Below are 26876 nucleotides of genomic sequence, written 5' to 3'. Positions count from 1 at the left end.
TCTCCGGGCCGCTCGCCGCGTTGGTGCCGCAATCCACAGGGGGAACAGCGCCATAGGGCGCTTGTTCCCACCGGGTGACGATTTGCGACAAAGCCCATTTACAGAGATGCCATGGCTGAGCTAGGTTGCGGCCACCTTACCAAGTCGCGGGTGATGCCCCGCAACCTGAAGGCGCCCGTAGCTCAGCTGGATAGAGCGTTGCCCTCCGAAGGCAAAGGTCGCACGTTCGAATCGTGCCGGGCGCGCCATTTCAGAACAGAACTATGAACGCCGAACGCCGCCGTTTCTACGCTTGAAGCGGCGACCAGCGTTCGCAGCAATTCCGACCTCGATCCCATGATGCGGACCTCGTCGTCCGCGACCTCGACGCGCTGTGCCAGCGCGCGCAGGTGGTCCCGCCGATAGCCGCCATCGTTGAGCTTGATCCGTTCACGGGCCTTAAGGGCGAACCCCTTGAGCATGTCGGGGGTGATGCCCTGATTGCCCGAACTATCCAGCGCGAGTTGCGTGCGCTCGGCGTCGGCGGCTGCTTGATCCCGCAGCGCCTTGAGGCTCGCCATGCGCTCTTTCGCCATTGCATCGTCCTTGTCCACCATGCCGGCTTCGATGGCGTCAAAGAGACGTCCGAGTCGCTGATCGGTTTCGGTGATTCGCCTTTGAAGCTCGGCCAAGTGCTCACGACGACGCTCGGTGCGCTCCTGCCGCCGGTCAATGACGCTGGCGAGGATGGTTTCCAGCCGCTTGGGCAAGAGCAGGCGATCCCCGATATGATCGGCAACAAGATGGTCCAGCTTGTCCATCGGGATCGTGCGGCCCTTGCAGCCGGTCTTGCCTTGCCGCGCCTTGGTCGAGCAGGTGTAGTAGCGATATGTGCCGCCAGCGCTGCCTCGGCCGGTGCGCAGCGTCATTGCGCCCCCACACTTGGCGCAGAAGCAGATGCCGGTCAGCAGCGTGGGGCCGCTGGAGACGCGCGAGGGCGTCACCATGGGGTTGCGGGATTTCAAGCGGGCCTGCACCGCATCGAACGTCTCGCGCTCGATCAAAGGCGGCACCGCCATGATGGCGACCTCGTTCTCCGGCTTTTTCTCACGGTCCTTGTGCGAGCGCGTATTGAACCTGTGCTCGCCGATATAGGTGGTTCGGGTCAGGATGGCATGGATTTGCGCCAGCCCCCACCGTCCACCGTCGCGGGTGAACATACGGCGCTCGTTGAGATAGGTGGCGATGGCTTTGACGCCCATCGCGCCGGCCGTGCCGTCGCCTTCAAGGAATAGGCGATAGATCATTCGCACGGTATCGGCGTGCAGCGGGTCGATCTCCAGCTTCTTCTTGATCTTCGCTCCCCGCTGCTCGGCCGCGACGATGCGATAGCCGATAGGCGGCCGTGCGCCGTTCCAGAAGCCTTGCCGGGCGTTCTCGTTCATGGCGCGCAGGACGTGCTTGGCGTTCTCCTTGGATTGATATTCATCGAACAAGGACATGATCCGCCGCATCATGTCGTGGATCGGATCGTCGCCAAGCTCCTGGGTGATGGAGACGAGCTTGACGCCGTTCTTCGCCAGCTTCCGATAGTAGAACTCCATTTCAAATTCATCGCGGAAGAAGCGCGAGAAGCTGTGGACCACGACAACATCGAATGCGGGAGGCTTGGCCGTGGCAGCCTCTATCATCCGCTGGAACTCCGGGCGGCGGTCGTTTGTGGCGCTATTGCCCGGTTCCACGAATGTTTCGACAAGCTGATAGCCGCGCGCCTCGCAATAGGCTTCGCCCTGCCGCTTCTGATCGGGAATGGAAATGTCATGCTCGGCCTGCCGGGCGGTCGAGACGCGAAGATAGAGCGCGGCGCGCAAGGTAGCTACATTGGGGCTGTGAATGTTCATGAGCGGCCTCCCAAAGCCTTCATGGATTCGGCGCGATCGATAAGAGGCAATGCCAGTTCCACACGATCATGGACGACCTTCGGTGCAAGGCGGCGGCCCTGACCTTTTTCCAGACGGACAAGGCCATAGCTCTCCATCGTCTTCATGGTGCGCGACAGGTTGGATATGGCTCGTCCAGTGATCTCCGACAGTTCCTCCAGCGAGGCCGGGGCCTTCTCGGCGATGACGCGAAGCAATTCGCGATTTCCGGCCGACAGAACCTTGGCGAAAGACTCCGTGGACGGGAACCACACCTTCGGGTCGCCGGGCGCGGGCTTTTCCTCGCCCTTGGCAATCCGCATGGTGCGGGCCTTCATTTCTTCATAGTCGGCAATCCCGACTTTCAAGGTGGTCATATTACGCCTCGCTCCTTCAACACCGCGTCCACCGCCTGCCAGAAGTCGGCCAGCAGCATGGCCGCATCCTCGTAGGCGTAAGGCTTCACGGTCTGGAGGCGATGCCGATGGTCCATCGGCTCGCCGCGCCCGCCTCGGCCGACCGGATGGGCGTTATCGAAGCCGACCAGCCGTTCGCCCGAAGGCCCGTGAAGCGTGAGCGAGTAATCAAGGCCGTGCGGCTTCTCCCGTGACGCCGGAACGCGGGTGACGACGAACTTCACCCAATGGCCGCCTTTGGGATCGACAACGAGTACCTGGCCGTCGAGGTCCAGAAGCGTGTCGAGGTTCGGATCGCGATCCTCGCTCATGGCTTTTTCTTATCAATTTCTGATAAGATATGCAAGCCGTTTCGTGCCCTTTCTGGGCTAAGCAGCTCGTCGAAAACATCGCCGAACCAACGCTCGAACACGTCAATCTCGGCCTCGGTGACGGGAACGTAGTCGGGCCAGTCGTCGGTGACGCGCATTTCCTTGCCGTTTGGGCCGAGAAGCGGCGTGTTGCCTCGCCGCCTGCCGCCAGTTGGCAAGGGATCGTCCTCATAGTCGTAAAGGTCTTTGGGAAGCGTTTCCGGGGCGACCCGACGCGGTCGGCCTCTAACGTCGCGATGACGTTTCTTGCGCATGAAATCCTCCGTGGTTCGCTGCGAGATTCCGGACGGCTGAAAGCCCCGGAATTAGGCGAAGCATGGAGGGGTGTCGGCGGCCTGTAGCGTGCCGCATTCGCGCTGTCGTTCTGGCGGCACCCCTGCTGTCGACCGCCGCCAGTGCGTTAGCCGGCCGAGCGCCGGGCTTTTGCGAAGCCGCGATCCGAGGCGATGAATCTTTCGAGCATCGGCACAATCAACTTCATGGGATCGGTAGCGGGCTGGCCCGTCTCGCGGGCCAGGATTTCGGCATATGCGACAAGATCGCGATGGAGCGGCGCGGGCAACTCCAGCGTGATCTTCGCGGGCTTGTCGTCAGGGATCACACCGAGTTTCAGCTTTGCCATGGTCAACCTCTGTAGGGTTCGAGCACAAGGTCTCGGGTGACGATGACGCGGACGGGGAAGCCCGGCCGGATGGTGAGCGTCGGCGCGACATTGAGCTGACGACGGATGATCTGCTGGCCAGCGTCGTTGATGGTGTCCTGACCGCCGTTTCGGATGGCGCGCAACAGCCTGTCGTCGTCGTCAACGGCAAGCTCGGCTCCGACCGAAAGCAGCGTCGAAAGGCCGGCGGCCTTGGCCAAATCCCACCAGTGATAATCGACGCCATCCTCAAGCCCGGCATAGCCCTGGCTATCCGCGCCGGGCTGGCGCTCCAGAACGAGCGAGCGGCCGTTCGGCAGGATGAGCCGATTCCAGACGAGCAGCACGCGGCGCTGGCCGAACTGAACGGCGTTGTCATACTGGCCGATGATCCGCGTGCCCTGCGGCACGAGCAGGATGCGGCCGGTCGGGCTGTCATAGATGTTCTCGGTCACTTGCGCCGTGATCTGCCCCGGAAGATCGGAACGGATGCCGGTGATGAGCGCGGCCGCGATCACGGCCCCGGCCTGGAGCACGAAGGGCGATGCCGGAGCCATGACACGATCCGCCGACGTGGTGCGGCGGTCCACGGGCGCATTGAGGAAAGCAAGCTGCTTGTCCTGTGCGCTCTGTTGGCCGGGCTGCCCTGCAAGCCCGGCAAGGTCGAGGCCGGGAATCCCCAGCGTCGTCGAACCGGACGGCAAAACGGCTGCCGGGCTGCCGGTGCGGGCCTCGGTCTGGAAAAAGACGCGACTGACGCGCGCGGCTTCTTCTTCGGCAAGCCGGCGTTCCTCGGCGCGATCGACGGTCGGCGTCGCGATCGTCGGCGGTGCGACGGGCTGGCCCCTGTTCTGCGCGTCGAGGATCGGGCGGCCAAGGTCGCCGGGGAGCGGAGGCCCCAGGACTGGGCCGGTATAGTCGCGCGGCAGGCCGGCAAGCCCATCGGCGGGCTGGCGGTTGGAAGTCGAGTAAAGCTCCTGGCCGCCATTGCCGCCCGTGCGGGTCTGGAGCGCATAGATCAGCGTCCCGCCGATCCCGACAAGCGCCACGGCGGCGGCGCTGGCCAGCACCTTGCGCGACAGACGAGTGACGCGCGGGGCTTCCGCACGAAGCCGCATCGGTGCGGCGTTGGTTTCAGCGTCGGTCATTACGATGGTCTCCCGTCGGTGCGGACAATCCTGACGGTCTGTTGCTGCTTGCCGCCGCCAAGGCGCAGTTCGGCCGCGCCGAACAGGCGGTCCACGATCAGGATGTTTTGGTGGATGCGGCTATTGACGATCTGTGCCTCGCCATCTGCGCCAAGCACGAAGATCGGCGGCATTTCGCCCTGCACGATGCCGCGCGGAAACTCGACATAGACGCGCCTGCCGTCATCATAGACAGCGACGGGCTTCCACGCCGGATTATCGCCGGTCAGGCCGTAGCGATAGTTGCGCGCGGCGACGGCCGGAATAATCGGCGTGGCAGGCACGGCTTGGCGCTGGCTCGCTGGTGGCTGCGGATAGGCCCAGGCGACGGAAGGCATATAGGGCTTCTCGCCGGATCGCAGCTCCAGCATGTAAACGCGCCGGTCGGTGGTCACGACAAGATTGGTCGTAATGTCCGGCCGGGACGGCTTCACAAGGATATGGACGCGGCGCGTGATGCCCGAACCGGATTCCGTGTCGCCAATAATCCAGCGGGCCGTATCGCCGGCCGCAATCGACCCCGCGCCGGTCAGACTCTCGCCCGGCTCTAGCGCAATGTCGGTGATCTGGCCGGGCGCGGCATAGACCTGATAGAGCGCGCCTTCGCTCCACGGATAAATCTGGATGGCGTTGTAATAGCCTTCGCGGCGCGGCTGCACGCGAGCGGCGGCGTTGGCGTTCTCGACGCGGCCCGCCGCTGTGCTCGCGGTCTGGCCGCCGCGCGCGACGGTCCAGGCGGGCGGGATATGGATCGGCCGCGGCCGGTCGTCGGTGACGGCCGCGGGGATCGCCGGCAACGGCGGCACGTTAGCGTCATAGCTGATCTGCGGCGGCTTGTAGGTCGCGCAACCGGCAAGCATGGTCGCCGATAGCAGGACGGGCGCAACGGCGAGCGTGGGGATGGCTGCTCTCATTGGCTCATCTCCCGCGACCAGGAAATTGCGTTGACGTAGATTCCGAGCGGATTGGATTTGAGCCGGTCGGCATCGCGCGGCGGCTGAATCACGATGGTCAGGATCGCGGTCCATCGCTCGGTCCTGGCGAGCTTGCCGTCTTCATAGTGCTGCTCGGTCCAGGCCACGCGGAAGCTATCCGGCGAAGCGCGAATGACGCTCGAAACCTCGATGGAAACCTGTTGCTTGCCGACTTTCGTGAACGGGTCGTTCGCGCGGGCATAGTCGTTGAGCGCCGCCGCGCCGCGATCCGTCGTCCACTCATAGGCGCGAAGCCAGTTCTGGCGGACAATGATGGGGTCGGACGGGATGCTCCTGACCTGCTCGATGAAGCGGGCAAGGTGCCACGCCACTTGCGGGTCGGTCGGGCGATAGTCTGCGGTGGCCGGCGCGATGGCCTGCGCCTGGCCGAGCCGGTCAACCTGCACCACCCAGGGCACGACGGTCCCGCGCGCGGTCTGCCAGACAAGGGCGGACGCGAAGCCGGCCGACAGGATCAGGGAGCCGAACGCCATATAGCGCCAGTTGTGTGCCTGGATACGGGCCGAGCCTATGCGCTCGTCCCAAATCTGTGCAGTCTTCTGATAGGGCGTTTCGGGTTGTGGGGTCTTGCCGTAATGCACGGCGGGTCGCTTGAAGATGCTCATGTGCGGTCGCTTTCAGAGAGGTTGACGGAAGAACCGGAGGCGTGGCTGTCGCCGGAGCGGACGGCATGCGCGGCTGTCTGAACCGCGTGGGCCGTGTGGCCGCCCTGGCGCATCCGCTGCACCCAGCCGGGCGATGCGCCAGCGGCAGGCGCGGATGCTGACGAGCTGTCGGCCGAACCTGCGGGCGGTGTGCCGCCCGTCGCGCCGAACCCGGCCTTCACGCCTTCGGAGAAGCTGGATTTGACGCTTGCCGCTGCCCGGCGCAGCGGTGACGTGGCCGCGCTGCCTGCGGCACGCGCGACGCCGCCCAGGCCGGACGCGACGCTTGCCGCACCGGAATTTCCGAACGAGCCAAGGCTATAGGCGGCGGATGCTGCGCCGGCTGCGGTTGCACCACCGCGCACGGCGGCTGCGCCTGCCTTCGCTGCAAATCCGGCCGCGCCGCCTGTGGCCAGTGCCGCGCCGCCAACGGCAAGCCCGGTGCCGACCGCCGCGCCCGCGCCGAGTTGCGGGCCTCCGCTGACAAGGCCGGATGCGATGCCGGGTCCGAAGATGCCCAGCCCGACGAGCGACAACGCGGCGAGCACGACGGCCATGGCGTCGTCGATGCTCGGCGTCTGGCCACCGAAGCCCTGCGTGAACTGCGAGAACAGGGTCGAGCCGATGCCGACGATGACGGCGAGCACCAGAACCTTGATGCCGGACGAAATGACGTTCCCCATGACCTTCTCGGCCATGAAGGCGGTCTTGCCGAACAGGCCGAACGGGATCAGGACGAAGCCGGCCAGCGTGGACAGCTTGAACTCGATCAGCGTCACGAAAAGCTGGATGGCGAGGATGAAGAACGCCAGGATGACGAGCGCCCAGGCGAACAATAGGCACGCGATCTGAATGAAGTTCTCGAAGAACGCGACCCAGCCCATAAGGTCGGATATGGAGTCGAGCAGCGGGCGGGCAGCGTCGAGGCCGGTTTGCGCCACCTTGCCGGGCCGCATCAAATCCTGCGCGGTGAATCCCGTGCCGGATGCTTTCAGCCCCAACCCGACGAAGCTGTCGAAAACAATCTTCGCAAGGTTGTTCCAGTTGCCGATGAGATAGGCGAAGACGCCGACGAACAGCGTCTTCTTGACGAGCCGCGCAACGATGTCGTCGTCCGCGCTCCAGCTCCAGAACAGCGCGGCGAGCGTCACGTCGATGACGATGAGCGTGGTCGCAATGAAAGCGACCTCGCCGCCGAGAAGGCCGAACCCGCTGTCGATGTAGCGGGTGAAGGTGCCGAGAAAATTGTCGATGACGCCAGCGCCGCCCATACGTTAACGCCCTTCGCCGGAGTTGGAAGCGGGTGCGGCCGGCGCGCGTGTCCGGCCGAGAAAACGGTCGCGGGTTTCGGACCATACGCGCAGGCATTCCACGTCGCTGGCGGCCTGCTGGCCAAGCTGCTGGCACCGGCGCTGCCCGTCGCGCAGCGGGTCGCGGTCGGGCTGGAGAAGACGCGGCGGCGATGCCGGCGCGTCCTCCTTGCGGGCCATTTCGATGGCCGTCGCCGTGATGGCGATGGCGACGAACACGATAGCACCCAGCCGGGCCAGCATCTTAGCGTCCATGGCTGCGCCCCTAATTGCCGCTGTTGAACATCTGGGCGTTGCCGGGCGTGTAGCTGCTGCCGGGCGTGAGGAAGCGGCGGCGCTGCTCGCGCCCCTGTTCGGCCGCCGCCGTCCGTTCGGCTTCGGTCAGCGCGCCCGCCCGGCCGTTGGCGGCAAGAAGCGCCACAAGGTCGGAAAGCTGCTGCGACTGGAGTGCGAGAATCTGGTTGCCGGCCTGCGTCGCCTGGAGCGCGCCGGTCGCCGACTGGCTTCGGCCGACAAGCTCCGACATTTGCGTGCGGTTGCTGTCGATGTTTCCGACGACACCGGCTTGAACGCGCATGGCGTCCTGCAAGCCGCCGACCGTGTTTTTCCAGCGGGCGCGGGCGTCGGCGACGAGTTGCTGGTTGCTCGCCGATATGGATGCGTTGCCGTATTGCTGCTGAAACACCTGGTCGATCTGTTGGACATTGAAGGCGATGTTCTGCGCCTGGTTCAAAAGCTGCTGCGTTTTTTGAACCGATTGCTGAATCTGCTGGAGCGCCGAATATGGCAGGCTCGCCAGATTGCGGGCCTGATTGATGAGCATCTGTGCTTCGTTCTGGAGCGACGTGATCTGGTGGGTGATCTGCTCCAGCGAGCGCGCAGCGGTCAGCACGTTTTGCGCATAGTTCGACGGGTCGAACACGATGATGGCATGCGCGGGCGTGGCGAACACGGGCGCGAGCGCCAGCGGCGCGGCGAGCATGGAAGCCGCCATGAAAACGGCACGCGAGCGGAAACGACGAATGGTCATGGTTGGAACTCCTTTTCGGTTTCGGGGATGAGCGTCGGGAAGCTGGGGAGAAGATCGACGGCCCAGCCGACATCGCGGGCCGCGAGCCAGGCCGCGAGGAAGCCGTCGCGGCCGTGCTCGGCGACGATCTGCGCAATGAGCGTCTGGTCGGATTTGGAAGATGCGGCGCAGAGCGCGAGGCCGATTTCGGACAGGCCCAGCTCGAACAGGCGATTCCCGCGCCTCGACTGGCAGTAGTAATCCCGCTTCGGCGTCGCCCGCGCGAGGATTTCTATCTGCCGATCATTGAGGCCGAACCTTCTGTAAATCTCGGTGATCTGTGGCTCGATGGCGCGTTCGTTGGGGAGCAACAGCCGCGTCGGGCAGCTTTCGATGATGGCCGGCGCTATCGGCGAATTGTCGATGTCGGACAGGCTTTGCGTGGCGAAGATGACGGACGCATTCTTTTTCCTGAGCGTCTTCAGCCATTCGCGGAGCTGGCCGGCGAACCCCTCGTCGTCGAGCGCAAGCCAGCCTTCATCTATGATGAGAAGCGTCGGCCGCCCGTCGAGCCTGTCGCCAATGCGATGAAACAGGTAGGCCAGCACGGCGGGCGCGGCTCCGGTGCCGACAAGCCCCTCGATCTCGAACGCCTGCACGTACGCCGCGCCCAGGTGCTCGGCCTCGGCGTCGAGCAACCGGCCATAGGGACCGCCGACGCAATACGGTCGAAGGGCTTGTTTCAGGTCGTTGGATTGCAGGAGCACCGCAAGGCCGGTGATGGTGCGTTCCCCGACCGGCGCGGACGCGAGCGAAGTCAGGGCCGTCCAGATATATTCCTTCACCTCCGGCGTGATCGCGATGCCTTCGCGCATGAGGATCGCCACGATCCAGTCGGCGGCCCAGGCGCGTTCATAGGTGTCGTCGATCCGGGCGAGCGGCTGGAGCGATACGGAAACCTCCGAACCTTCGGTCAGCCCACCGCCCAGGTCGTGCCAGTCGCCGCCCATGGCGAGCGACGCCGCGCGGATGCTGCCGCCGAAATCGAAGGCGAAGACCTGACTGCGAGCATAGCGGCGGAACTGCAAGGCCATGACAGCGAGCAGCACGCTCTTGCCCGCGCCTGTGGGACCGACGACGAGGGTGTGGCCAACGTCGCCGACATGGAGGGAAAACCGGAACGGGGTGGAGCCTTCGGTCTTTGCATAAAGCAGAGGCGGCGCACCGAAATGCTCGTCCCGTTCCGGCCCCGCCCACACCGCTGAAAGCGGGATCATGTGGGCGAGATTCAAGGTGCTTATGGGCGGCTGCCGGACGTTCGCGTAGGCGTGGCCGGGCAAGCTGCCAAGCCATGCGTCAACGGCGTTGACCGTCTCCACCATGGCGGTGAAGTCGCGGCCCTGGATGACCTTTTCGGCGAGCCGCAATTTCTCGTCGGCTATCCGGGGATCGGCATCCCAAACCGTGATGGTCGCGGTTACGTAGGCCATGCCCGCCACGTCCGCCCCAAGCTCCTGCAAGGCCATGTCGGCGTCGGCGGCCTTGTTGGCGGCATCCGTATCGACGAGGGCGGACGCCTCGTTCGTCATGACTTCTTTCAGGATCGCGGCGATGCTTTTGCGCTTGGCGAACCATTGCCGCCTGATCTTCGTGAGCAGCTTAGTCGCGTCGGTCTTGTCGAGCAGGACCGCGCGCGTGCTCCAGCGATACGGGAAGGCCAGCCGGTTCAAATCGTCGAGCAGGCCGGGCGTCGTCGCGGTCGGAAATCCGATGACGGTCAGGACGCGGAGATTCTGGTCGCCAAGGCGCGGCTCCAGCCCGCCGGTCAGCGGACGTCCGTGAGCAGCGCGTCGAGATAAATCGGCGTCTCCGGCACGCGGACGCGATGGCGTTTCGTCGAGACGCAGGAATGAAGGAAGGTCAGCGTCTCGCTATCGTCAAGCCACGCACATTCCGGCATGAAGCCGTCGAGCAATGCCAACACGCGGTCGGTGCGGTCGATGAAACCGCGCATGACTTCATGGGGATCGACGCCCGATTGCTCGCGGCCCTCGTAAAGCCATGTCTCGGCGCGGGCGGCTTCCTCGGCCGGCGGCATGTAGAGGAAGGTCAGGAAATAGCCCGACACGAAATGCGTGCCCGCTTCCTCGAACGCGGCCTTGCGTTCGGCATCAAGCAGCCCGGATGCCGGATCGGGAAAGGTGCTGTCGGGATAGGTCGCGGCTGCGCTGCGCTGCGCTTCCACGAAAATCGCCCAGCCGGAGCCGAGACGGCGGAAGGCGTTGTTGATGCGGCCGGCGACGGCAACCAGCTCGGCCGCGACGGCACTATCGAGATCGGGGCCGCGGAAGCGCGCCGTGCGCTGGAAAGAGCCGTCCTTGTTCACGACGACGCCGGGGCCCACCAGAGCGGCCCAGGGCAGGAAATCGGCAAGGCGGGCGGCGGTGCGGCGATATTCGGCGAGGTTCATCATGGGCGTGGCCTCCCTCAGACCGCGAGAAAAGCCGGGAGGCGCAGATGGCGCCGGCCGACTTCGACGAATTGGGGATCGCGCTTGGCGGCCCACACGGCTGCGACATGGCCGATGGCCCAGATCGCGATGCCGACCAGCCAGAGGCGCAGGCCAAGGCCCACGGCCCCGGCCAGCGTCCCGTTCATGATGGCGATGGAACGCGGTGCGCCGCCGAGCAAAATATGCTCGGTCAGCGCGCGATGGACCGGGACCGTGAAGCCCGGCACCGTGTCCAGTTGCTCGAACGCGCCCGCCATCAAACGAGCGCCCCGCCGCCGAAGCTGAAGAAGCTGAGGAAGAACGAGCTGGCCGCAAACGCGATGCTGAGGCCGAACACGATCTGGATGAGACGACGGAAGCCGCCGCTGGTGTCGCCGAAGGCGAGCGTGAGGCCGGTCACGATGATGATAATAACGGCCACCACCTTGGAAACCGGTCCCTCGATGGATTGCAGGATTTGCTGAAGCGGCTGTTCCCACGGCATCGACGAGCCGGACGCATGGGCGGGCGTCGCCGCCATCGCCATGATGGTCATGATCGCGGTCGAACTGGCGAGATACTTGACGTGATCGCGCAGGATGGAGCGGGCCGGCGGCTCGACCTGATTGACCATGTTCGTGTTGAAGACGGATGGCTTCATTCTGATTCTCCTGTGCTGGTGGGGATTGCGGGGGTGATGCGGTAATCGCCGTCCGGCCGCAGCCCTTGGACGCGGGCGAGTTCGGCCAGCCGGCGCACGGAACCGCGACCGGAAAGGACGGCAACAAGGTCGATGGTTTCCGCGATCAGGGCGCGCGGGACGGTGACGACAGCCTCTTGGATGAGCTGTTCGAGGCGGCGCAGCGCGCCGATGCCCGTGCCCGCGTGGATAGTGCCGATGCCGCCCGGATGGCCGGTGCCCCAGGCTTTGAGAAGGTCGAGGGCTTCTGCGCCGCGCACCTCGCCAATGGGGATGCGGTCGGGACGCAGGCGCAGCGACGAACGCACAAGATCGGAAAGCGTCGCCACGCCGTCTTTCGTCCGCATGGCAACGAGATTTTCCGCGCGGCATTGCAGCTCGCGCGTGTCCTCAATGATGACGACGCGATCCGCGCCCTTCGCCACTTCGGCGAGCAGCGCATTGGTCAGCGTCGTCTTGCCGGTGGATGTGCCGCCCGCGACAAGGATGTTCGCGCGCGATGCGACGGCGGCGCGCAGCGTTTCCGCTTGGTCGGCGGACATAATGCCGGCCGCCACATAGTCCTCGAGCGTGAACACTGCGACGGCGGGTTTGCGGATGGCGAAGGCCGGAGCTTCGACGACAGGCGGTAACAGCCCCTCGAACCGCTCGCCTGTTCCCGGCAGTTCGGCCGAGACGCGGGGGCTGCGGGCATGAACCTCCGCGCCGACATGATGGGCGACAAGGCGAACAATGCGTTCGCCATCGGCCGGCGACATGGTTTCGCCCGTGTCGGCCAGCCCTTCGGAAAGCCGGTCGATCCAGATACGGCCGTCTGGATTCAACATCACTTCGACCACGACCGGGTCTTCCAGAAACCGGGCGATGGCCGGGCCGAGCGCGGTGCGCAACATGCGCGCGCCGCGCTGCATCGCTTCCGGCTTATGGTGTGTGGTGGTCATATCCGCCCCGATTCCAGGCGGGGCGCGACAGACGGTCCCCGCAACGGGGTCGATTAAAGGAGCCTGAAATCAGGCTGATTCAACAAGTATCGAAGTGGGTGCGGTGATCGGCGGCCATCGGCGGCGAATAGGATGGTTTGAAAACTCAGGCTTCGCCGCCATCCGCCTCGAACTGTTCTTGCGCTGGATTGTCGCGAAGCGAATCAACGTCGCGCGAAAGCTCTTTCAGGAAGCCGTCGCCGGTCGCCAGACGCTTGCCGAGCATCTGCATGAAGCCCTCGAACCTCTCCGCTCCTTTCGCGCGGGCGGCAGCCTGGGCACTCTCCGGCAGCGTCGGCGTGGAAGCGAGCCAGATGTTGACGAACAGCGAGACGGTTTCGCCGAGCACGGCAAGATCCTCGTCGAGCGCGTGGATCTCGCGGCCGATCTTGTCGAGGCGGCGCGACATGGCCGCCTCCAGTCGATCCGATGCGTCACCGGACAGGAAGGACGCGACGGCCGCCTCGATGATGGCGGATTTCGACACTTGCCGGCGCAGCGCCAGCGCCTCGACCTGGGCGAGCAATTCCGGGTCGAAATAGACGTTCATGCGGGTTCGGGTGGTCATGGGCGTTTCCTCAAAGCTCGATGCCGTCGCCGGGGTCCAGCGACGCTTGCCGCGCGACCATCCGCATCCGCTGGCGCAGGGCGCGCGCCTTGGCGGCGTCAACGTCCGGCTCGTCGTCCAGAATCTCGAACTCCTGTTCGGGCGGACGCGGCGGCGCGACGATTTCCTCATGCTCCGACAATTCCGGCTCGCGGCGGATGCCGGCATTGGCCGAATCGCCTTCGGTCCCGCTGGTCATGGCCGGCACTGTCGCTCTCGCTGCGGCGACGATGCGGCTCGACCAATCGTCGGATGACAGGTTTGCGGTGGCGAGACCGGCTGCCGGATCGGGCGGGGTCAGGATGCGCTCCATGAACCGCGCGTCCTCAAAATAGCGGGCCTTGGTCGCGCGGATGGGCGGCGTACCCGCGACCATCACGATTTCGTCGGATGGCGGAAGCTGCATCACTTCGCCGGGGGTCAGCAGCGGCCTTGCCGTCTCCTGTCGTGAAACCATCAAATGCCCTAGCCAGGGCGCAAGACGATGGCCGGCATAGTTGGTGGAGTCGCGCCGCTCCGTCGCGGTGCCGAGCGCGTCGCTGATCCGTTTCGCCGTCCTTTCGTCGTTCGTTGCGAAGGCGACGCGGACATGGCAGTTGTCGAGAACGCTGTTGTTCGCGCCGTAAGCCTTCTCGATCTGGTTGAGGCTCTGCGCGATCAAGAAGCTCTTGAGGCGATAGCCAGCCATGAAAGCTAACGCGCTCTCGAAAAAATCCAGTCGGCCGAGCGCCGGAAACTCGTCGAGCATCAAAAGCAGGCGATGGCGCTTGCCGGAGGTGGTCAATTCCTCGGTCAACCGCCTGCCGATCTGATTGAGGATCAGGCGAATAAGCGGCTTGGTGCGGTTGATGTCGGACGGCGGGACCACGAGGTAGAGGCTGACCGGCTTCTTGCTGCCGACAAGATCGGCAATGCGCCAGTCACACCGCGCCGTGACGCGCGCCACGACGGGATCGCGGTAGAGGCCGAGAAACGACATTGCCGTGGAAAGGACGCCGCTGCGCTCGTTCTCCGACTTGTTCAACAGCTCACGCGCCGACGACGCGATGACGGGATGAACGCCGGCTTCGCCCAGGTGCGGCGTGTCCATCATCGCCCGCAAGGTCGCCTCGACGGGGCGCTTCGGATCGGACAGGAAGTTGGCGACGCCCGCCAAGGTTTTGTCCTGCTCCGCATAGAGAACATGCAGGATCGCGCCGACTAGCAGGCTGTGGCTGGTCTTTTCCCAATGATTCCTGCGGTCAAGCGAGCCTTCGGGATCGACGAGAATATCCGCGATGTTCTGCACGTCGCGGACTTCCCATTCGCCTTGCCGGACCTCCAGCAACGGGTTGTAGGCCGACGATCTGGCGTTGGTCGGATCGAACAGCAGGACGCGGCCGTGCTTCGCGCGAAAGCCGGCCGTCAGCGTCCAGTTCTCGCCTTTTATGTCGTGGACGATGCAGCTTCCCGGCCAGGTCAACAATGTCGGCACGACAAGGCCGACGCCTTTGCCGCTGCGGGTCGGCGCGAAGCAAAGAACATGCTCCGGGCCGTCATGGCGCAGATAGTCGCCATCGTGCCGGCCGAGCACGACGCCATCCGGGCCGAGTAATCCGGCCGAGTGGATTTCCTTGTCTTCCGCCCATCGCGCCGAGCCGTAGGTGGCGACGTTGCGCGCTTCCCGCGCCCGCATGATGGACATGGTGATGGCGGCGACGATGGCGAGGATACCGCCCGACGCCGCGATAACGCCGCCCTCGACGAAGATCGTCGGCGCGTAGGCGTCGAACGCATACCACCACCAGAACAGCGCGGGCGGGTAGTAGATCGGCCACCCGGCCAGCTCGAACCATGGATTGCCTAGCTGCGCCTGAAAGCCGAGCCGCCATGCTGTCCATTGCGTCGCCGCCCATGTCGTCACCACAACGATGGTGAAGACGACGGCAATCTGGCCCCAAAGGATTCGGCCTCCGCGCATACAGGCTCCAGTCGAAAAAAGAGACGGAGCCGATCAGAGAGTAGGCAATTATGAAACAGGCAACAGGAAAGAGAATGCCGGAGGGCTACCGGATACTATCGGCGGCAAAAAGGACGGGTAGCGCTTGTGCTAATGTTCGCCTTGTTGCTCCGCGACTGGCCGAGTCGAGTCGCGACGGGTTAGTCCGACCGGCCCGGCCCGGCCTATCTCGCCGGCAAGAGTGAGCAGATTTCGAAGTGCCGCGCCTTGGTTGAACGGTGACCAGACGGCCGAAAATGCCACTGGCTCGGGCTCATCCGTGATGGGCAAGAAAACGACGCCGGATGTTGGCAGCAGCGACGTTGCCGCGCCGACGATGGTGATGCCGAAGCCCTGACCGACCATCGACAGCAGTGTGCCGCGCTCGACATCGAAACGAAGGATCGACGGCGCGGACCAGCGCCCGGCCAGGCGCAGCACGATATGGTCATGCACCTGCGGCCCGGTGCCACCGTGGCGGACAAGGAACGTCTCGGTCGCCAGATCGGCCCAGGTGACGGCCGACTGCACAGCAAGCGGATGCCGTTCCGGCAGCGCGGCTAGAAGTGGTTCGGTCCAGATTCGCCGCGTATGGCAATCGGGCAATTCGGGCGTTCCGGCCACAAATGCGATGTCCAATCGGTCGGCGCGAAGCTGCATGACGGCATCGCGGGCTGTGCCTTCCACGATCTCGACCTCAATGCAAGAGTGGTCTTCGCGGTATCGCTCGATCAACTCTCCGAGGAAGCTGCCAGGGATGAGGGCGTGGACACCAATGCGAAGACGGCCGCACTCTCCCGACGCGGCCATGCCGGCCGCCTTCACGGCATGGTCGAGTTGATCCAAGCCCGCTGCGACAAGCCCAACGAAGTGACGGCCTGCCTCGGTCAGCCGAACACCTCGCGCATGTCGCTCGAACAGGAGGACACCAAGGTCTTCCTCCAGTGTCTTCACACGGGCGCTGACGCTGGACAGGCTGACACCGAGAGCGTTGGCGGCATGGCGGAAGTTCAGATATTCCGCAACTGCGCGTGCCTGGATTAAAGCTGCCATCGGAATACGGCCGCTTACTAGCAACGATGTCGCTAAGGTCCCAGGTTGCGTGGGCAGTTTTTTACGACGCATACAGACCTCATCACAGCGTAGTTGCCTGCTTGTCGCGGGCAACCGTCAGCACAGCGCGTCTTGAGCATGCAGTGCACGCCCGATCGCCTCGCCGATCCCTTGACTGGCTCCCGTCATCAATGCCGTCCGACCCGTAAGCTGTGTATTCATTCGAACCCTAAGATCGCGGTGCCGTCCTGGCTCCTGTTCTGATGCTTAACGACTGTTCTTCCGGTCAAACCTCGGTTGCTGCGCACGGATCAAACGGGCTTGCCGCGGCTGCTGTTCGGTGCTGCACGGAATTCCGGCGTGCGTTCGGGACTTGCCCCAGTCAGCGCCCTACGAACGCCGTCCGCATCGAGATTGGCGGCGTACACCGGAGTGGCAGGCTGTTGGCGCCACGATTCGTCAAGCTGACCAGCATCAACGCCGTCAAACCCGAGTTCGTCGAAGAGGCGGATGACCTTCGCTTTGTGGGCCGCATCATCGCCGGCAACCGGCAACGCGATACGGTCCGGCGAGCCGGTGGGCTTCCCCTCATCAAGGAGACTGCGCCAGTGCAAGGTGTTGATCGCCTTCAGCACTGGTCGTCCAAGCTGAATTGCCACCCAACGGCTTTCAGCCATGCCCTCTTCGATCTCATCGATTCGGCCATCGCGCTCGCGAGGATAGTAGTTTCCGGTGTCTACAACGACGACCTCAGGACTGACGCCCTTGAAGAGGTCCTTCGGCAAGTCGGGAATTCTCCACTCCGGTATGGTGACGAATACGATCTCGCCGCTGCGGGCCGCCTGATGCACGGTCACCGCCGTGGCGCCGGTCTCGGCGGCAATGTCCGCTAGCGAAGCCGGACCGCGCGAGTTCGCCACGAAAACCTTATGGCCCAACTTCGACAGCCGGCGTGCCAGCGTCCCGCCGATGAGCCCCGTCCCGATGATTCCAATATCCATGAAAGGACTCGCTTTCTGTTAGGTGGCTCGGGCGAAATCAAAGCCTGTAGCCGCCGCTCGCTTCAATGATTTGGCCGGTCACCCAGCGACCGTCTTCCGAAGCCAGGAAGGCCACGACCGCGGCGATGTCCGTGGGTTCTCCGAAGCGTCCCAGCGCGGTGTCGGCTTCGATGGCCTTCACCATATCAGCGTTCTCACGGACGGCGGCGTTGATGTCTGTCCGCGTCCAACCCGGCGCCACGGCGTTCACCGTGATCCCGCGCGATCCAAGCTCCATGGCGAGCACGTGGGTCAGGGTGTTGATGGCCGCCTTGGCTGCGGAATAGATCGGCGCCGTAGGTTGCGGACGGGTGGAAAAGCCCGACGAGATATTGATGATCCGTCCTCCATCGGAGAGACGGCTCAGCGCCGACTGGACCATGAAGAAAGGCGCTCTGGCATGCACGGCGAAGACGGTGTCCCAAGCGTCCGGCGTCGCATCGGAAAGAGTCGCCCAACCTGGGTTGCCGGCATTGTTGACCAGAATGTCAAACGCCTTGCTGCCTGTCCGTTCTGCAAGCTCGCGGTCGAGTTCATCGAACAAGGCCGGGATAGACCCGGCGTCGAGGAGGTCTGCGTGCAACGCAAACGCGGTGCCGCCCGCCTTCTCGATGACCGCGACCGCTTCCTCAGCGCCCGTGCTGCTAGCATTGTATGTGATCGCGACGGTCGCGCCGTCGGTCGCGAGTCGTTCAGCGATCGCCCGACCGATACCGCGCGATCCCCCGGTCACGAGGGCGGTTTTCCCATTGAGAGCCTGCGACATAAGAGTCTCCTTCGTTACATGAATGCGATTTCTGTGACTTTGGGCATATGCTTCGCGGCGGTTTCGGCGATACTTCGCGCGCACGATCAGGCCCGGATTTACCTCGTTGACCGGGAGAGGCAGGCGGACGGGCTCAGCGTCGCCGCCATATTCATGGCCGGACACGTGGAGCAGCCGAACACCGACCTGCTCCAGCTACCGGGGCGCCGCTCAAAGGCCGACGCGCTCAACCAAACAAAGAGCCCAGGAATTACAGTTTCACGCCGACGCTCGCCAGGAAGGTGTCGAAGCGGTTGTCGACTTCAGCCTTCGTCTCAGCCCAGGCCGGGACCGTCTTGAGGAGATTGTCCTGCCAGGCCATGAGGTTCGGAAACTCCCGAAGCGGCGGCTTCGAACGGTCGATCTGGGAGAAGGGCGCGGCGACGTCGATGTCGGCCAGGGTCAGCGCATCGCCAACCATAAACTCGCGGTCCTTCAGGTGCTCGTCGAGCACCTTCGCCGCAGCGCGCATCTTGCCCTCGGCGAACAACACGACGGCCTCGTCTTGCGGCAGGCCCATGACGGTCTTCCCGACGCGCTCGTCGAAGATAGCGGTAGCGAAGATTCGCCACTGCTCACCCGACCAGAACATCCATTTGAGGACTTGGAAGCGCTCCTCCTTCGTGGTTCCGGCCAACGGCGAGTTCACCTTGTCGGCGAGATACAGGTTGATCGCGGCGGCCTCATAGAGGATGAAATCTCCATCTTCCAAAACCGGCGTCAGACCGTGCGGATTGAAGCGCGACTTGAACTCGTCGGTCTGGCTTTCGCCCTTAAACAGATCGACCTTTACGCGCTCCAACTCGATGCCCATGATTTTTGCGGCGGTGGTGACGCGACGCAAACTCCCCGAGCCGGGATCGCCGTAAATTTTGATTGCCATGACTTATTCCTTTCAGTTCGAGGCCCGTGATCGGGACGGTCGAACGACGTTTCTCATATTCCTCCATCGAATGATATTGACACACTTTGAATACCATCTATTCTAATATGGAATTTTCTGAGTGTTGTGCGCTTTGTAGGCTGTGGCCTAGTCAGCAAGCTCGATCGACATCCGGTCGGGATAAAAAGCGAGATAGCCGGCGATGTCGCCAACCGCTTCGAAGGGTGTCTCGTAGGTCCACACGCTGTTCAGCCCGGACTCTCCAAGGGCTGGTATGCTGTAGTAGTTTGCATCGCCCTTGTACGGGCAATAGGTGGTGTATTGGGAGCGCTCCAGAAGCGACATGTCGATGTCGCGACGTGGCACATATTGAACAGGCGGGTAAGACGCTTCTGCAAGCGTCAGAGCGCCCCTTGTTTTTGCGATATGAAGCGATCCTTTTTTGACGATGACCATCGACGAACATTTGTTGATGGTGATGGGATGATTTGCATCGGGAATCAGAATTCTGCGGTCAACCATGAAAATCTCCTTCCGACCGCGTATCTACGTCAGTTGAGCAATCAGGTAAGATCGGAAACCGTTATGCCTTCTATTCTTCCGCGGAATGAAAGCGGTGGATAAACTGGATGCGATGCGGATGTTCGTGCGCGTCGTCGAAAGCGGAAGCTTTTCGCAGGCAGCGCGAGACTTGAACGTCAGCCAGCCAACCGTCAGCAAACAGCTCGCTGCGCTTGAAGCGCGACTGGGGACGCAACTCCTCGCGAGAAATTCCCGTACCCTTGCCGTGACGCCCGCAGGACAGGACTATTACGAGGCCACCGTCCGTATCCTTCAGGACCTTGACTTGGTCGAAGAGAGAGTCCTTGAGGGGCAGTCGGTCCCCTCAGGGCTGGTCCGCGTGACCCTCTCGCCAGCCTTCGGGAGGATGTTCGTCATTCCGCGGCTATTGAATTTTAGGAACCGTTTTCCCGACGTTGCGATCGAGATGGAAGTCTCCGGGCGGCACGTTGACCTTATCGAGGAAGCGATAGACGTCGCGATCCGTATTGGTCGGCTATCGGATTCAGCACTCGTCGCCCGACACATCGGCGACATGCGGATGATAACCCTGGCCTCCGCCGGCTATCTTGCTCAACACGGTACGCCGCAAACGCTGGACGAGCTGCACACCCACGAGCGTATCAGCTATGTCTATCAGGGCGATGTCGTTGGGTGGGGTTTCCAGGTAGGCGGCCGGCAGGTAACGGTCGATGGTGCGGGAGCGTTCCGCACAAACGACGCCGAGCATGTCCGCGGCGCGGTTCTCGCGGGTCTCGGCATCGCCCATCACGCGAGTTGGTTGTTCACGGATGTGCTGGCCTCTGGCGAGGTAGTACGAATTCTGAATCAGTATGCGCCGCCGCCCTTTCCAATCAACGCGGTTACCGCTGCCGGACGGCGCATGCCCTCCCGAGTGCGGCAATTCGTCGATTTCCTCGCTGCGATTTGCGCCGAGGAACCGGAGTTAAGGGTCGGCGACGGCAAAGTCAGCCCGTAGCACGGCCGGATCAAGCTTGTAGAAGGGAGGGTTTCAACGACGGCAAAATAGGCAAGTATTCCTGTCAATAATAGAAGCTATTCCGTTCTCACTGTGCCAACGGCCCAGTTGGCGACCTAAATGACTTCCTGGCTAGAGACACCTCGAAAGGAAATCATCGTGGGCAGGCTTACTGGAAAGGTGGCGGTAATCACCGGTGGCAGCACCGGCATCGGACGCGCGACGGCGAAGCTCTTCGTCAGCGAAGGTGCGTCCGTGTATATCTTCGCACGCCGCCAGACGGAACTCGATGCTGCGGTTGGCGAAATCGGTGATGGAATCACCCCGGTCAAGGGCGATGTTCAGGAAATTGCTGACATCAGGCGCCTGATGGACCGTATCAAATCCGACCATGGCCGGCTGGACATAGTGATGGCCAATGCTGGCACTGTGAGTCCCCAAACCATCTCCGATGCGACCGAGCAAAATTTCGATGAAACGCTGAACACGAATCTGCGTGGCGTCTACTTCACGGTCAGCAACGCGCTTCCCTTGCTTGCGCAAGGTGGATCGATAATTCTGACTTCTTCAGGGCTGGGCCACGTATCATTTGCCGGCTACGGCACCTACGGGGCTTCCAAGGCGGCGCTTCATTCGCTTGCCCGCACTTGGTCGACGGAGCTGGTCGAGGGCGGCATCCGCGTTAATTCGATCAGTCCCGGTCCGATCGATACCCCGATCCTCGAAAAGCAGGTTGTTCCTCCGAATACACTGGAGGAGTTGCGCAAGAATTTCGATGCGCTTGTGCCGATGAAGCGGATCGGTCGGCCGGAAGAAGTCGCGGCGACCGCGCTGTTCCTAGCGAGCGACGAAAGCAGTTACATCTCCGGCATCGACATTCCAGTCGATGGTGGCCTGTTGGCTGCTCTCTAGATCGACATGTAAGCGCCGAGCGCGCGGAACGCGGCCACGTTTCATACGCGGACCGTGCCAAGCGACAACCGCTCGTGATTGCAGCAAGTCACTCTCGTCACGGACGTCACGATTAACCACACTTGGGCAGTCGCAACAGCGTTCAAGCGGGCATTGCGGGAAGGAAATCCTATGAAGTATTTTTATTCAACTGAATCGAGTTCCGTTCCCGGCTTGATCGCCATGGAAGAAGCTCAGATCGACTGCGAGCTTATTGAGACGAGCAAATCCAGAAACGTGAATATTGATCTTCTTGAAAGCTTTAACCCGCTTTCCCAAGTCGGAACTCTCGTTCTGGACGATGGCAGCGTCCTTATACAAAACCTTGCAATCCTGACCTACCTCGCCGATCTGGCTCCCGCCTCAAAACTGCTGCCGCCACCAGGTGATCGGTCTCGCTATGACGTTCTGAGTTGGCTTGCTTACAGCGCCACCGATTTGCAGAAGCCGCTCGGCATGGGGTTTCGTCGAAAAGAGCTTACGTCCTCCGAAGCGGCTCAGGCCGAGGTATTGACATTCTTCAGGAATACACTGGAACGGTTCCTAATGCGGATCGAACGCGTCGCGGGTACTTCGCGATATGTGACTGGAGATGCTTTTACCATCGCAGATTGCCATCTGTATTTCACTCTCAAGTACATCAAGGTGTTACTTGGCGGCTTTGACCAGCTACCAATGACGGCGGCATATTTCGAGCGTCTGTCGGACCGTCCTTCGGTGCAGCGCGCTATTGCCATCAAGGGCGACCGACGTTTGCGCGAGGACGCCTGATTTTCACGCAGGTTCGATGAAGTCCTCACCTCGCCGTTGCCCAATCTGGCAGGCCAATAAGGCCGCCCTCGCGATAACCCCGAGATTGAAGCTCGTCCGTGACCGAGATCAGGTCTTCATTATCAGCAGAAAATTCGACTCTCGGAGTGAAAGATGAAGAAATTACAGAATAAGGTAGCCCTTATCACTGGCGGGAACAGCGGGATTGGTCGTGCTACTGCACGGCGGTTCGCGGACGAGGGAGCATTCGTCTATGTCGTTGCCCGCCGCGAAGCGGAGTTGGCGGAAACCATCGCGGAGATCGGCGCCCGCGCCGCCGCGATTCAAGCGGATGTCACCCGGATGGACGACCTTGATGCGATCTATGCCCGCATTGCCGCCGATGGCCGCAGGCTGGACATCCTTGTCGCCAATGCAGGCCGGGTGGAGCGGGTTTTGCTCCCCGATGTGGATGCGGACCACTTCGACAGGATATTCGACCTGAACGTCCGCGCGGCGTACTTCACCGTGCAGAAGTCCCTACCGATCCTGAACGACGGCGCTTCCGTCATCATGGTATCGTCTTCGCTCAACGTCCGCGGGGACGCTGGTGCAAGCGTCTACAACGCTTCGAAGGCGGCGGTGCGCTCACTGGTGAGGACCTTCGCGACCGAACTTCTGCCGCGTTGCATTCGGGTCAACACGCTCAGCCCTGGTCCGGTGGACACGCCTATCATCGACACGCAGGCGCCGACACCAGAAGCTGTCGCCGCGTTTCGCGAATATGCCGCAGGCGTGGTGCCGATGAAACGGATGGGTCGGCCCGAAGAGGTCGCCGCAGGGGCATTATTCCTAGCATCGGACGAGAGCAGCTTCTCGACCGGCACCGAATTGCGAGTCGATGGCGGCCACGCCGAACTCTCGCCCGAAGGATGAACACGCGCGGCGACTTCGGATCGCTCACGAGCTAGACAGTCTTAAGATGATACTAGGGCTATAGCCCGATCCCTCGCGACCGTCCCAACTGCCACGACACCGAACCGCCTTGCACAACGCCCATGACCTCGCGGCCGAGCTGGCGGTCGATGACCGGCCGCCATGGGACAAGGGTGAACTCGTGGCTCTGCTCGACGATGGCGAACTTGCCGCTGGTTAGCTGCACGGTGCCGGTGAACTTGCCGCTGACGGTTTCGCCGTCCGTGGCGGCGCGGAACGGGAGCGCCTTGCTCGCGGCGATCTCCGCCCCGACGCTGGCAACCTCGCGCTCGCGCAATGTCGCGAGAAGATTGCGCCGATAGAAGGTTCGACCGTCCTGCCGGCGCGTGGCGTCGCCCTGGTCGATATGATGTTCGCGCCGCTGGTCCATCGCCTCGCGCACCTGTTGGCCAAAGCCAGCCGATGCAAGGTCGGATGCGTCCGGCGATACCAAGCGCCGGTCGAGCCAGGTCGCGCCGTCCGCGCCGATCTGCTTCTCAAGGTCGAGCACCGAAAGCACGCGAACGCTGGCTTGCCGATTCCGGCCGGCATCGTAGGCCGTGGCACGGCTCTCGAAATCGTCGGGGATGCGCCATTGGTCCGCGTCGATCCGCTCGACGATTCCGGCGCGGCGTAGCGCCTCCAAGCGCCGCACATGGGCATCGACATAGCTCTCATAGTCGCCGCCCGGAACGCGGCCCTCGAACTTCGCCCGCTCCAGATGGCGGCTCGGCCGATAGACGCCATCCTCGGCGATGGCGGCAATGGTCCGGTCGGACGGTCGCTGCGTCGTATCGGCCGGGCCTATTTCGACGATGCTGTCAATGCGGGCGTTCTCGACGCGGGCGGGGTCGATGCCGGCGACGTGGTGCGTCCGGCCGTCGATCCCGTCCACCACGACGGTCAGGTTCTCGCCCAGCTCGTCGGACAGATACTTATCGACGACACGGCCGACGATGGGTGTTTCAGGAGGCCCGTCGTGGATATGGAAGGTCATGGGATCGCGCTCCAGGCCATCGGCCTTTAGCGCCTTGTGCATATTGCGGATGATGTCGCCGCGCTCGCCCAGCTCGCGCAAGGTCGGCTCCATCCGCTCGCTTAACTCCCAAACGCCCGGTGCGTGCTCGGTCGCCAGCCCCATCTTCTCCAGCTTGGCGAGACGGCGCAGGCGCAGGGTGCGATTGAACTGCCGCCTCGGCTCGGTCGGCTCATGGCGAAGGTCGAGGAACCGTTCGTCGGCTTCCTCGGTCATCGCGCGGTCGATACGGGTGAAACGGTCCTGGTCGATCTCGGCCGATAGCTTGCGGCTCTGCTCGATCTCAGTCACGGGGCCAAGCTCCAGCGTCGTTAGCTCGCTGGCACGCTCGCGGATTCCGTTGGCGAGATAGTCGCCGTTGATGACAAGATTCTCGCCCAGGTCGTCCTTGCCCCGGACAATGACATGCACATGGGGATGGCCGGTGTTGTAGTGGTTGACCGCGACCCAATCGAGTTTCATGCCAAGGTCGGCCTCGATCTGCTTCATCAGGTCGCGCGTGTGCGCGGTCAGGTCGGTCAGGTCCGCGCCTTCCTCCGGCGAGACGATGAACCGGAACTGATGCCGATCCTCCTTACCGCGCTCAACGAAGGCGTCGCCATCGGCACGGTCCTCGGTCGCCGAATAGAGCTGGCCGCGCTCACCGTCGCGCGATGTGCCGTCGCGCTGGATATAGCGCAGATGGGCGGCGGACTTGCCGTTCCGGCCGGCGTTCTGGACATACCGGGCCTTGACGACGACACGGCGCATTCCGGGCGCGCTGTGCCGCCAGCCACCCGACAAGGTGCGGGCGCGAACGAAGGCCGCACCACGCCCGCGTTGCAGGCCCGGCCCCTTGCTCGAACGCGACGCTTTGCTGCTCTTGCCGGTCGGGCTTTTGCCTGGGCGCGACGCTGAACGCGGCGACGATCTGGACGGGCTGGCGCTATGCTGCCGGGCGATCTTCTTGGCCTGGCTGAAAAAGCTCTTGGTCTTCCCCGGCCGCGCGTCGGATCGGATGCGACCGGGTTTCGGCCGGAAGCGGTTTTCGTCGTCGGCGCTCACGGATGCGCCTCCGGCCAGAACTCAAGGAAATCGGGCGTGCGGCGGCCATGGTGCCGGTCGAAACCCAAGAAAGCCAAGTCTTTGCACAAGATCGCGGCACGCGGTATCGAAAACCGTGGTGCCGCTCGCGGACCATCTAACCAGTGTGCAGACAACAACAATTTCAGAAATCCGGCCGACCTAGTGCCGGTTTCCTTTATCTTGCCCTCCGCTCCTTCGATCCTTTCTGCCCTTCCGGCCCGGTATGCAGCCAGCCGCAAACCTGCCTGCCTGCACGCCGGAACGAGCGCCACCGAGCGCGGGAACGCCGCTTTCATGGCGTATCCCCGACGCTCGCGCGGGCTACAAAAATGCTGCCGTCTTGCGGCTCCGTAGCGGCGGGATCGCGCATCGGAACGGTCGCGCGAGCGTCGCCGGTTTGCGTGCCAGATGATGGCGCGGCGGCTGCTCGGCTGTCGCTCGGGCGCAGCGCAAAGAGCGGCGCGTCGCGCCAGTCAGGCGGCGGCGCGGACTGCCGGGATGGTGCTTCGGATGCAGCCGCGCCGCCAAGGATCGGCGCGAGCGTGGCGACATAGGCGCGTGTCTCGGTCGGCAACGGGCGGCCGGTGGAACGGTGCTCGTCGTAGCGCGCAGGTCCGGCATTGTAAGCAGCAAGCATGGCTACGATATTGCCGTAGCGATCCCACATCTCGCGCAGATAGGCCGTACCTGCGAGGATGTTGTCGCGCGGCTGATAGGGATCGCGGCCGAGCCGATAGCGGACGCGCAAGCCCGCCCAGGTGTCGGGCATGACCTGCATCAATCCCATCGCGCCGGCCGACGAAACCGCGCGCCTGTCGCCCGCGCTCTCGGCGCGCAGCACGGCGACGATCCACGCCGCCGGGATGCCGAACCGTTGCGACGCCTCGGCGATATGGGCCGCATAGGGATGGGCGGCGACCGGGCGCGCGACCGGCGCTGATTGCGCGATCACGACGCCCGATCCGAAGCAAAGAGAAAGCGCCCCGGCGAGCAACAGAACGGCGCAACGCCATGCCGCCCTGTCTCCACTTCGCCGCCGGCCTGCCAGCGTGCTCGCTACGGTAAAGGGTGCGCGCGATGCGCCGGCCGGGGGCCGCCCTTGACCTTCGCTGCGCGCGCCGGCCGTCCGGTCGTCGAGCGGGACGAAGGGATGAGACGGATTTACCGCGAACAAAGGGATGGGAGGAACGCGCACCGATCAGCTCCGGTCCTCGCGCGCCTTCGGCCGCTTCCATGCGAGCCGGAAGGTGCGCCCCTCGTCGTCGGCCTGGAACAACGCCGGGCGAAACAACGCAGGGAAAAGCGGGCTGTCGATCTCCAGGGCGATGTAGTCGCCGGCACGTTCGCCGACACGTTTCCACGCGCCGCCGATTTCGGGACCGCCCTCGTCGTCGAGGTGGACGCGATAGGCCGGCGCATTTTCAGCGTCGCTCGGCTCGATGGCGACAAGCGTGATTGCCTCGTCGATGCCGAACAGCCGGACACGGCCAGTATAGCCGTTGGCGGTGGGTTCAAAGATGTTAGCGGGCATTGTCAGTCTCCTTGCGGTTGG

The 26876-nt window shown here is 63.5% G+C and carries 28 protein-coding genes, 1 tRNA gene and 3 pseudogenes; 5 read left to right on the top strand and 27 right to left on the bottom strand.

What is annotated here, in order from left to right; all coding sequences use genetic code 11:
* The first annotated feature begins 171 nt into the window (after positions 1-171).
* Positions 172-248: transfer RNA gene (locus KIO76_RS09610), tRNA-Arg, on the top strand.
* Here KIO76_RS09610 and KIO76_RS31730 read toward each other — a convergent pair.
* The 23 genes and pseudogenes from KIO76_RS31730 to KIO76_RS09495 all read right to left on the bottom strand — a co-directional run.
* Positions 222-1880, bottom strand: a pseudogene (locus tag KIO76_RS31730) (recombinase family protein); the annotation flags it as partial. The gene KIO76_RS09610 and the pseudogene KIO76_RS31730 sit on opposite strands and share 27 nt — an antisense overlap.
* Positions 1877-2275, bottom strand: a complete 399-nt coding sequence (locus KIO76_RS09600; protein ID WP_213322956.1) for an HVO_A0114 family putative DNA-binding protein — start codon at positions 2273-2275, stop codon at positions 1877-1879. The gene KIO76_RS09600 and the pseudogene KIO76_RS31730, both read right to left, overlap by 4 nt.
* On the bottom strand, positions 2272-2625 hold the full coding sequence (locus KIO76_RS09595) for a toxin-antitoxin system TumE family protein (RefSeq protein ID WP_213322954.1): 354 nt from the start codon (positions 2623-2625) through the stop codon (positions 2272-2274). The genes KIO76_RS09600 and KIO76_RS09595 overlap by 4 nt, the downstream gene beginning before the upstream one ends.
* Complete coding sequence (locus KIO76_RS09590) at positions 2622-2939, bottom strand: hypothetical protein (protein WP_213325374.1); 318 nt, start codon at positions 2937-2939, stop codon at positions 2622-2624. Before KIO76_RS09590 ends, KIO76_RS09595 begins: the two co-directional genes overlap by 4 nt.
* A gap of 146 nt (positions 2940-3085) precedes the next feature.
* Positions 3086-3307: a DUF2274 domain-containing protein gene (locus KIO76_RS09585; RefSeq protein WP_213322952.1), complete on the bottom strand. Its 222-nt coding sequence runs from the start codon at positions 3305-3307 to the stop codon at positions 3086-3088.
* A gap of 2 nt (positions 3308-3309) precedes the next feature.
* Positions 3310-4473, bottom strand: a complete 1164-nt coding sequence (locus KIO76_RS09580) for a TraB/TrbI/VirB10 family type IV secretion system protein (RefSeq protein ID WP_213322950.1) — start codon at positions 4471-4473, stop codon at positions 3310-3312.
* Entirely contained in the window at positions 4473-5426 is a 954-nt protein-coding gene (gene trbG, locus KIO76_RS09575) for a P-type conjugative transfer protein TrbG (protein ID WP_213322948.1), read from the bottom strand. Before trbG ends, KIO76_RS09580 begins: the two co-directional genes overlap by 1 nt.
* Positions 5423-6112 (bottom strand): conjugal transfer protein TrbF, encoded by a 690-nt coding sequence (trbF, locus tag KIO76_RS09570; protein WP_213322946.1) that lies wholly within the window; start codon positions 6110-6112, stop codon positions 5423-5425. The genes trbG and trbF overlap by 4 nt, the downstream gene beginning before the upstream one ends.
* Positions 6109-7422 (bottom strand): P-type conjugative transfer protein TrbL, encoded by a 1314-nt coding sequence (gene trbL, locus KIO76_RS09565; protein WP_213322944.1) that lies wholly within the window; start codon positions 7420-7422, stop codon positions 6109-6111. Before trbL ends, trbF begins: the two co-directional genes overlap by 4 nt.
* Positions 7423-7425: 3 nt before the next feature.
* A complete protein-coding gene (gene trbK-alt, locus KIO76_RS09560; protein ID WP_213322942.1) occupies positions 7426-7716 on the bottom strand; it encodes a putative entry exclusion protein TrbK-alt in 291 nt (96 codons plus the stop codon).
* Between the two features lie 10 nt (positions 7717-7726).
* Positions 7727-8491, bottom strand: coding sequence for a P-type conjugative transfer protein TrbJ (trbJ, locus tag KIO76_RS09555; protein WP_213322940.1), 765 nt, complete (start codon positions 8489-8491; stop codon positions 7727-7729).
* Positions 8488-10943: pseudogene (gene trbE, locus KIO76_RS09550) on the bottom strand (conjugal transfer protein TrbE). The gene trbJ and the pseudogene trbE overlap by 4 nt, the downstream one beginning before the upstream one ends.
* A gap of 14 nt (positions 10944-10957) precedes the next feature.
* Positions 10958-11239 (bottom strand): VirB3 family type IV secretion system protein, encoded by a 282-nt coding sequence (locus tag KIO76_RS09545; RefSeq protein ID WP_213322938.1) that lies wholly within the window; start codon positions 11237-11239, stop codon positions 10958-10960.
* Positions 11239-11517, bottom strand: coding sequence for a TrbC/VirB2 family type IV secretion system protein (locus KIO76_RS09540; RefSeq protein WP_249729824.1), 279 nt, complete (start codon positions 11515-11517; stop codon positions 11239-11241). Before KIO76_RS09540 ends, KIO76_RS09545 begins: the two co-directional genes overlap by 1 nt.
* Positions 11518-11618: 101 nt before the next feature.
* Entirely contained in the window at positions 11619-12602 is a 984-nt protein-coding gene (gene trbB / locus KIO76_RS09535) for a P-type conjugative transfer ATPase TrbB (protein ID WP_213322936.1), read from the bottom strand.
* A gap of 145 nt (positions 12603-12747) precedes the next feature.
* Positions 12748-13209 carry a ribbon-helix-helix domain-containing protein gene (locus KIO76_RS09530; RefSeq protein ID WP_213322934.1) on the bottom strand — a complete coding sequence of 154 codons (462 nt, stop codon included), beginning with the start codon at positions 13207-13209 and terminating at the stop codon, positions 12748-12750.
* A 10-nt stretch (positions 13210-13219) separates the two neighbouring features.
* Positions 13220-15208 (bottom strand): conjugal transfer protein TraG, encoded by a 1989-nt coding sequence (locus tag KIO76_RS09525; RefSeq protein ID WP_213322931.1) that lies wholly within the window; start codon positions 15206-15208, stop codon positions 13220-13222.
* 129 nt (positions 15209-15337) lie between these two features.
* Entirely contained in the window at positions 15338-16279 is a 942-nt protein-coding gene (locus KIO76_RS09520) for a LysR family transcriptional regulator (RefSeq protein WP_213322929.1), read from the bottom strand.
* A gap of 123 nt (positions 16280-16402) precedes the next feature.
* A pseudogene (locus KIO76_RS09515) lies at positions 16403-16501 on the bottom strand (beta-ketoacyl-ACP reductase); the annotation flags it as partial.
* 89 nt (positions 16502-16590) lie between these two features.
* Positions 16591-17280, bottom strand: coding sequence for an NADPH-dependent F420 reductase (locus KIO76_RS09510; protein ID WP_213322927.1), 690 nt, complete (start codon positions 17278-17280; stop codon positions 16591-16593).
* 37 nt (positions 17281-17317) lie between these two features.
* On the bottom strand, positions 17318-18085 hold the full coding sequence (locus KIO76_RS09505) for an SDR family NAD(P)-dependent oxidoreductase (RefSeq protein WP_213322925.1): 768 nt from the start codon (positions 18083-18085) through the stop codon (positions 17318-17320).
* Positions 18086-18335: 250 nt separating this feature from the next.
* The gene (locus tag KIO76_RS09500; protein WP_213322923.1) at positions 18336-19007 is read right to left on the bottom strand and encodes a glutathione S-transferase family protein; all 672 of its coding nucleotides are present in this window, start codon (positions 19005-19007) and stop codon (positions 18336-18338) included.
* Between the two features lie 147 nt (positions 19008-19154).
* Positions 19155-19529, bottom strand: coding sequence for a DUF427 domain-containing protein (locus KIO76_RS09495; protein ID WP_213322920.1), 375 nt, complete (start codon positions 19527-19529; stop codon positions 19155-19157).
* A gap of 94 nt (positions 19530-19623) precedes the next feature.
* On the opposite strand from KIO76_RS09495, the gene KIO76_RS09490 reads away from it, so the two are divergent.
* The 4 genes from KIO76_RS09490 (at position 19624) to KIO76_RS09475 (ending at position 23184) form a co-directional block, all read left to right on the top strand.
* Positions 19624-20547 (top strand): LysR family transcriptional regulator, encoded by a 924-nt coding sequence (locus KIO76_RS09490; protein ID WP_213322918.1) that lies wholly within the window; start codon positions 19624-19626, stop codon positions 20545-20547.
* A 159-nt stretch (positions 20548-20706) separates the two neighbouring features.
* Entirely contained in the window at positions 20707-21459 is a 753-nt protein-coding gene (locus KIO76_RS09485) for an SDR family NAD(P)-dependent oxidoreductase (RefSeq protein ID WP_213322916.1), read from the top strand.
* Positions 21460-21630: 171 nt separating this feature from the next.
* Entirely contained in the window at positions 21631-22269 is a 639-nt protein-coding gene (locus KIO76_RS09480; protein WP_213322914.1) for a glutathione S-transferase family protein, read from the top strand.
* A 153-nt stretch (positions 22270-22422) separates the two neighbouring features.
* Positions 22423-23184, top strand: a complete 762-nt coding sequence (locus KIO76_RS09475; RefSeq protein WP_213322912.1) for a glucose 1-dehydrogenase — start codon at positions 22423-22425, stop codon at positions 23182-23184.
* Positions 23185-23242: 58 nt separating this feature from the next.
* Here KIO76_RS09475 and KIO76_RS09470 read toward each other — a convergent pair whose 3' ends face one another.
* The 4 genes from KIO76_RS09470 to KIO76_RS09455 form a co-directional block, all read right to left on the bottom strand.
* Positions 23243-24721, bottom strand: a complete 1479-nt coding sequence (locus tag KIO76_RS09470) for a DUF3363 domain-containing protein (RefSeq protein ID WP_502761881.1) — start codon at positions 24719-24721, stop codon at positions 23243-23245.
* 578 nt (positions 24722-25299) lie between these two features.
* Positions 25300-25620, bottom strand: a complete 321-nt coding sequence (locus KIO76_RS09465; RefSeq protein ID WP_213322910.1) for a hypothetical protein — start codon at positions 25618-25620, stop codon at positions 25300-25302.
* Complete coding sequence (locus KIO76_RS09460) at positions 25617-26498, bottom strand: lytic transglycosylase domain-containing protein (protein ID WP_213325179.1); 882 nt, start codon at positions 26496-26498, stop codon at positions 25617-25619. Before KIO76_RS09460 ends, KIO76_RS09465 begins: the two co-directional genes overlap by 4 nt.
* Before the next feature lie 24 nt (positions 26499-26522).
* Positions 26523-26855 carry a DUF736 domain-containing protein gene (locus KIO76_RS09455; protein WP_213322908.1) on the bottom strand — a complete coding sequence of 111 codons (333 nt, stop codon included), beginning with the start codon at positions 26853-26855 and terminating at the stop codon, positions 26523-26525.
* Positions 26856-26876 lie beyond the last annotated feature (21 nt).

It is taken from the genome of Chelatococcus sp. YT9, from assembly GCF_018398315.1.
Classification (GTDB): domain Bacteria; phylum Pseudomonadota; class Alphaproteobacteria; order Rhizobiales; family Beijerinckiaceae; genus Chelatococcus.
The sequence above is the reverse complement of the archived record's forward strand: the minus strand, read 5'-3'. Positions and strand labels throughout refer to the sequence as shown.

Excerpts from the sequence above, each read along its gene's own strand:
- KIO76_RS09475 (WP_213322912.1), top strand. The coding sequence starts at position 22,423 with ATGAAGAAATTACAGAATAAGGTAGCCCTTATCACTGGCGGGAACAGC.
- KIO76_RS09520 (WP_213322929.1), bottom strand. The coding sequence starts at position 16,279 with ATGGCAGCTTTAATCCAGGCACGCGCAGTTGCGGAATATCTGAACTTC.
- KIO76_RS09585 (WP_213322952.1), bottom strand. The coding sequence starts at position 3,307 with ATGGCAAAGCTGAAACTCGGTGTGATCCCTGACGACAAGCCCGCGAAG.
- KIO76_RS09510 (WP_213322927.1), bottom strand. The coding sequence starts at position 17,280 with ATGGATATTGGAATCATCGGGACGGGGCTCATCGGCGGGACGCTGGCA.
- KIO76_RS09545 (WP_213322938.1), bottom strand. The coding sequence starts at position 11,239 with ATGGCGGGCGCGTTCGAGCAACTGGACACGGTGCCGGGCTTCACGGTC.
- KIO76_RS09580 (WP_213322950.1), bottom strand. The coding sequence starts at position 4,473 with ATGACCGACGCTGAAACCAACGCCGCACCGATGCGGCTTCGTGCGGAA.
- KIO76_RS09500 (WP_213322923.1), bottom strand. The coding sequence starts at position 19,007 with ATGGCAATCAAAATTTACGGCGATCCCGGCTCGGGGAGTTTGCGTCGC.
- KIO76_RS09590 (WP_213325374.1), bottom strand. The coding sequence starts at position 2,939 with ATGCGCAAGAAACGTCATCGCGACGTTAGAGGCCGACCGCGTCGGGTC.
- KIO76_RS09455 (WP_213322908.1), bottom strand. The coding sequence starts at position 26,855 with ATGCCCGCTAACATCTTTGAACCCACCGCCAACGGCTATACTGGCCGT.
- KIO76_RS09595 (WP_213322954.1), bottom strand. The coding sequence starts at position 2,625 with ATGAGCGAGGATCGCGATCCGAACCTCGACACGCTTCTGGACCTCGAC.
- trbJ (WP_213322940.1), bottom strand. The coding sequence starts at position 8,491 with ATGACCATTCGTCGTTTCCGCTCGCGTGCCGTTTTCATGGCGGCTTCC.
- trbL (WP_213322944.1), bottom strand. The coding sequence starts at position 7,422 with ATGGGCGGCGCTGGCGTCATCGACAATTTTCTCGGCACCTTCACCCGC.
- trbF (WP_213322946.1), bottom strand. The coding sequence starts at position 6,112 with ATGAGCATCTTCAAGCGACCCGCCGTGCATTACGGCAAGACCCCACAA.
- trbG (WP_213322948.1), bottom strand. The coding sequence starts at position 5,426 with ATGAGAGCAGCCATCCCCACGCTCGCCGTTGCGCCCGTCCTGCTATCG.
- KIO76_RS09505 (WP_213322925.1), bottom strand. The coding sequence starts at position 18,085 with ATGTCGCAGGCTCTCAATGGGAAAACCGCCCTCGTGACCGGGGGATCG.
- KIO76_RS09540 (WP_249729824.1), bottom strand. The coding sequence starts at position 11,517 with ATGACCATCATGGCGATGGCGGCGACGCCCGCCCATGCGTCCGGCTCG.
- KIO76_RS09495 (WP_213322920.1), bottom strand. The coding sequence starts at position 19,529 with ATGGTTGACCGCAGAATTCTGATTCCCGATGCAAATCATCCCATCACC.
- KIO76_RS09465 (WP_213322910.1), bottom strand. The coding sequence starts at position 25,620 with ATGAAAGCGGCGTTCCCGCGCTCGGTGGCGCTCGTTCCGGCGTGCAGG.
- trbB (WP_213322936.1), bottom strand. The coding sequence starts at position 12,602 with ATGACCACCACACACCATAAGCCGGAAGCGATGCAGCGCGGCGCGCGC.
- KIO76_RS09470 (WP_502761881.1), bottom strand. The coding sequence starts at position 24,721 with ATGAAACTCGATTGGGTCGCGGTCAACCACTACAACACCGGCCATCCC.
- KIO76_RS09600 (WP_213322956.1), bottom strand. The coding sequence starts at position 2,275 with ATGACCACCTTGAAAGTCGGGATTGCCGACTATGAAGAAATGAAGGCC.
- KIO76_RS09530 (WP_213322934.1), bottom strand. The coding sequence starts at position 13,209 with ATGACCACCCGAACCCGCATGAACGTCTATTTCGACCCGGAATTGCTC.
- KIO76_RS09480 (WP_213322914.1), top strand. The coding sequence starts at position 21,631 with ATGAAGTATTTTTATTCAACTGAATCGAGTTCCGTTCCCGGCTTGATC.
- KIO76_RS09525 (WP_213322931.1), bottom strand. The coding sequence starts at position 15,208 with ATGCGCGGAGGCCGAATCCTTTGGGGCCAGATTGCCGTCGTCTTCACC.
- trbK-alt (WP_213322942.1), bottom strand. The coding sequence starts at position 7,716 with ATGGACGCTAAGATGCTGGCCCGGCTGGGTGCTATCGTGTTCGTCGCC.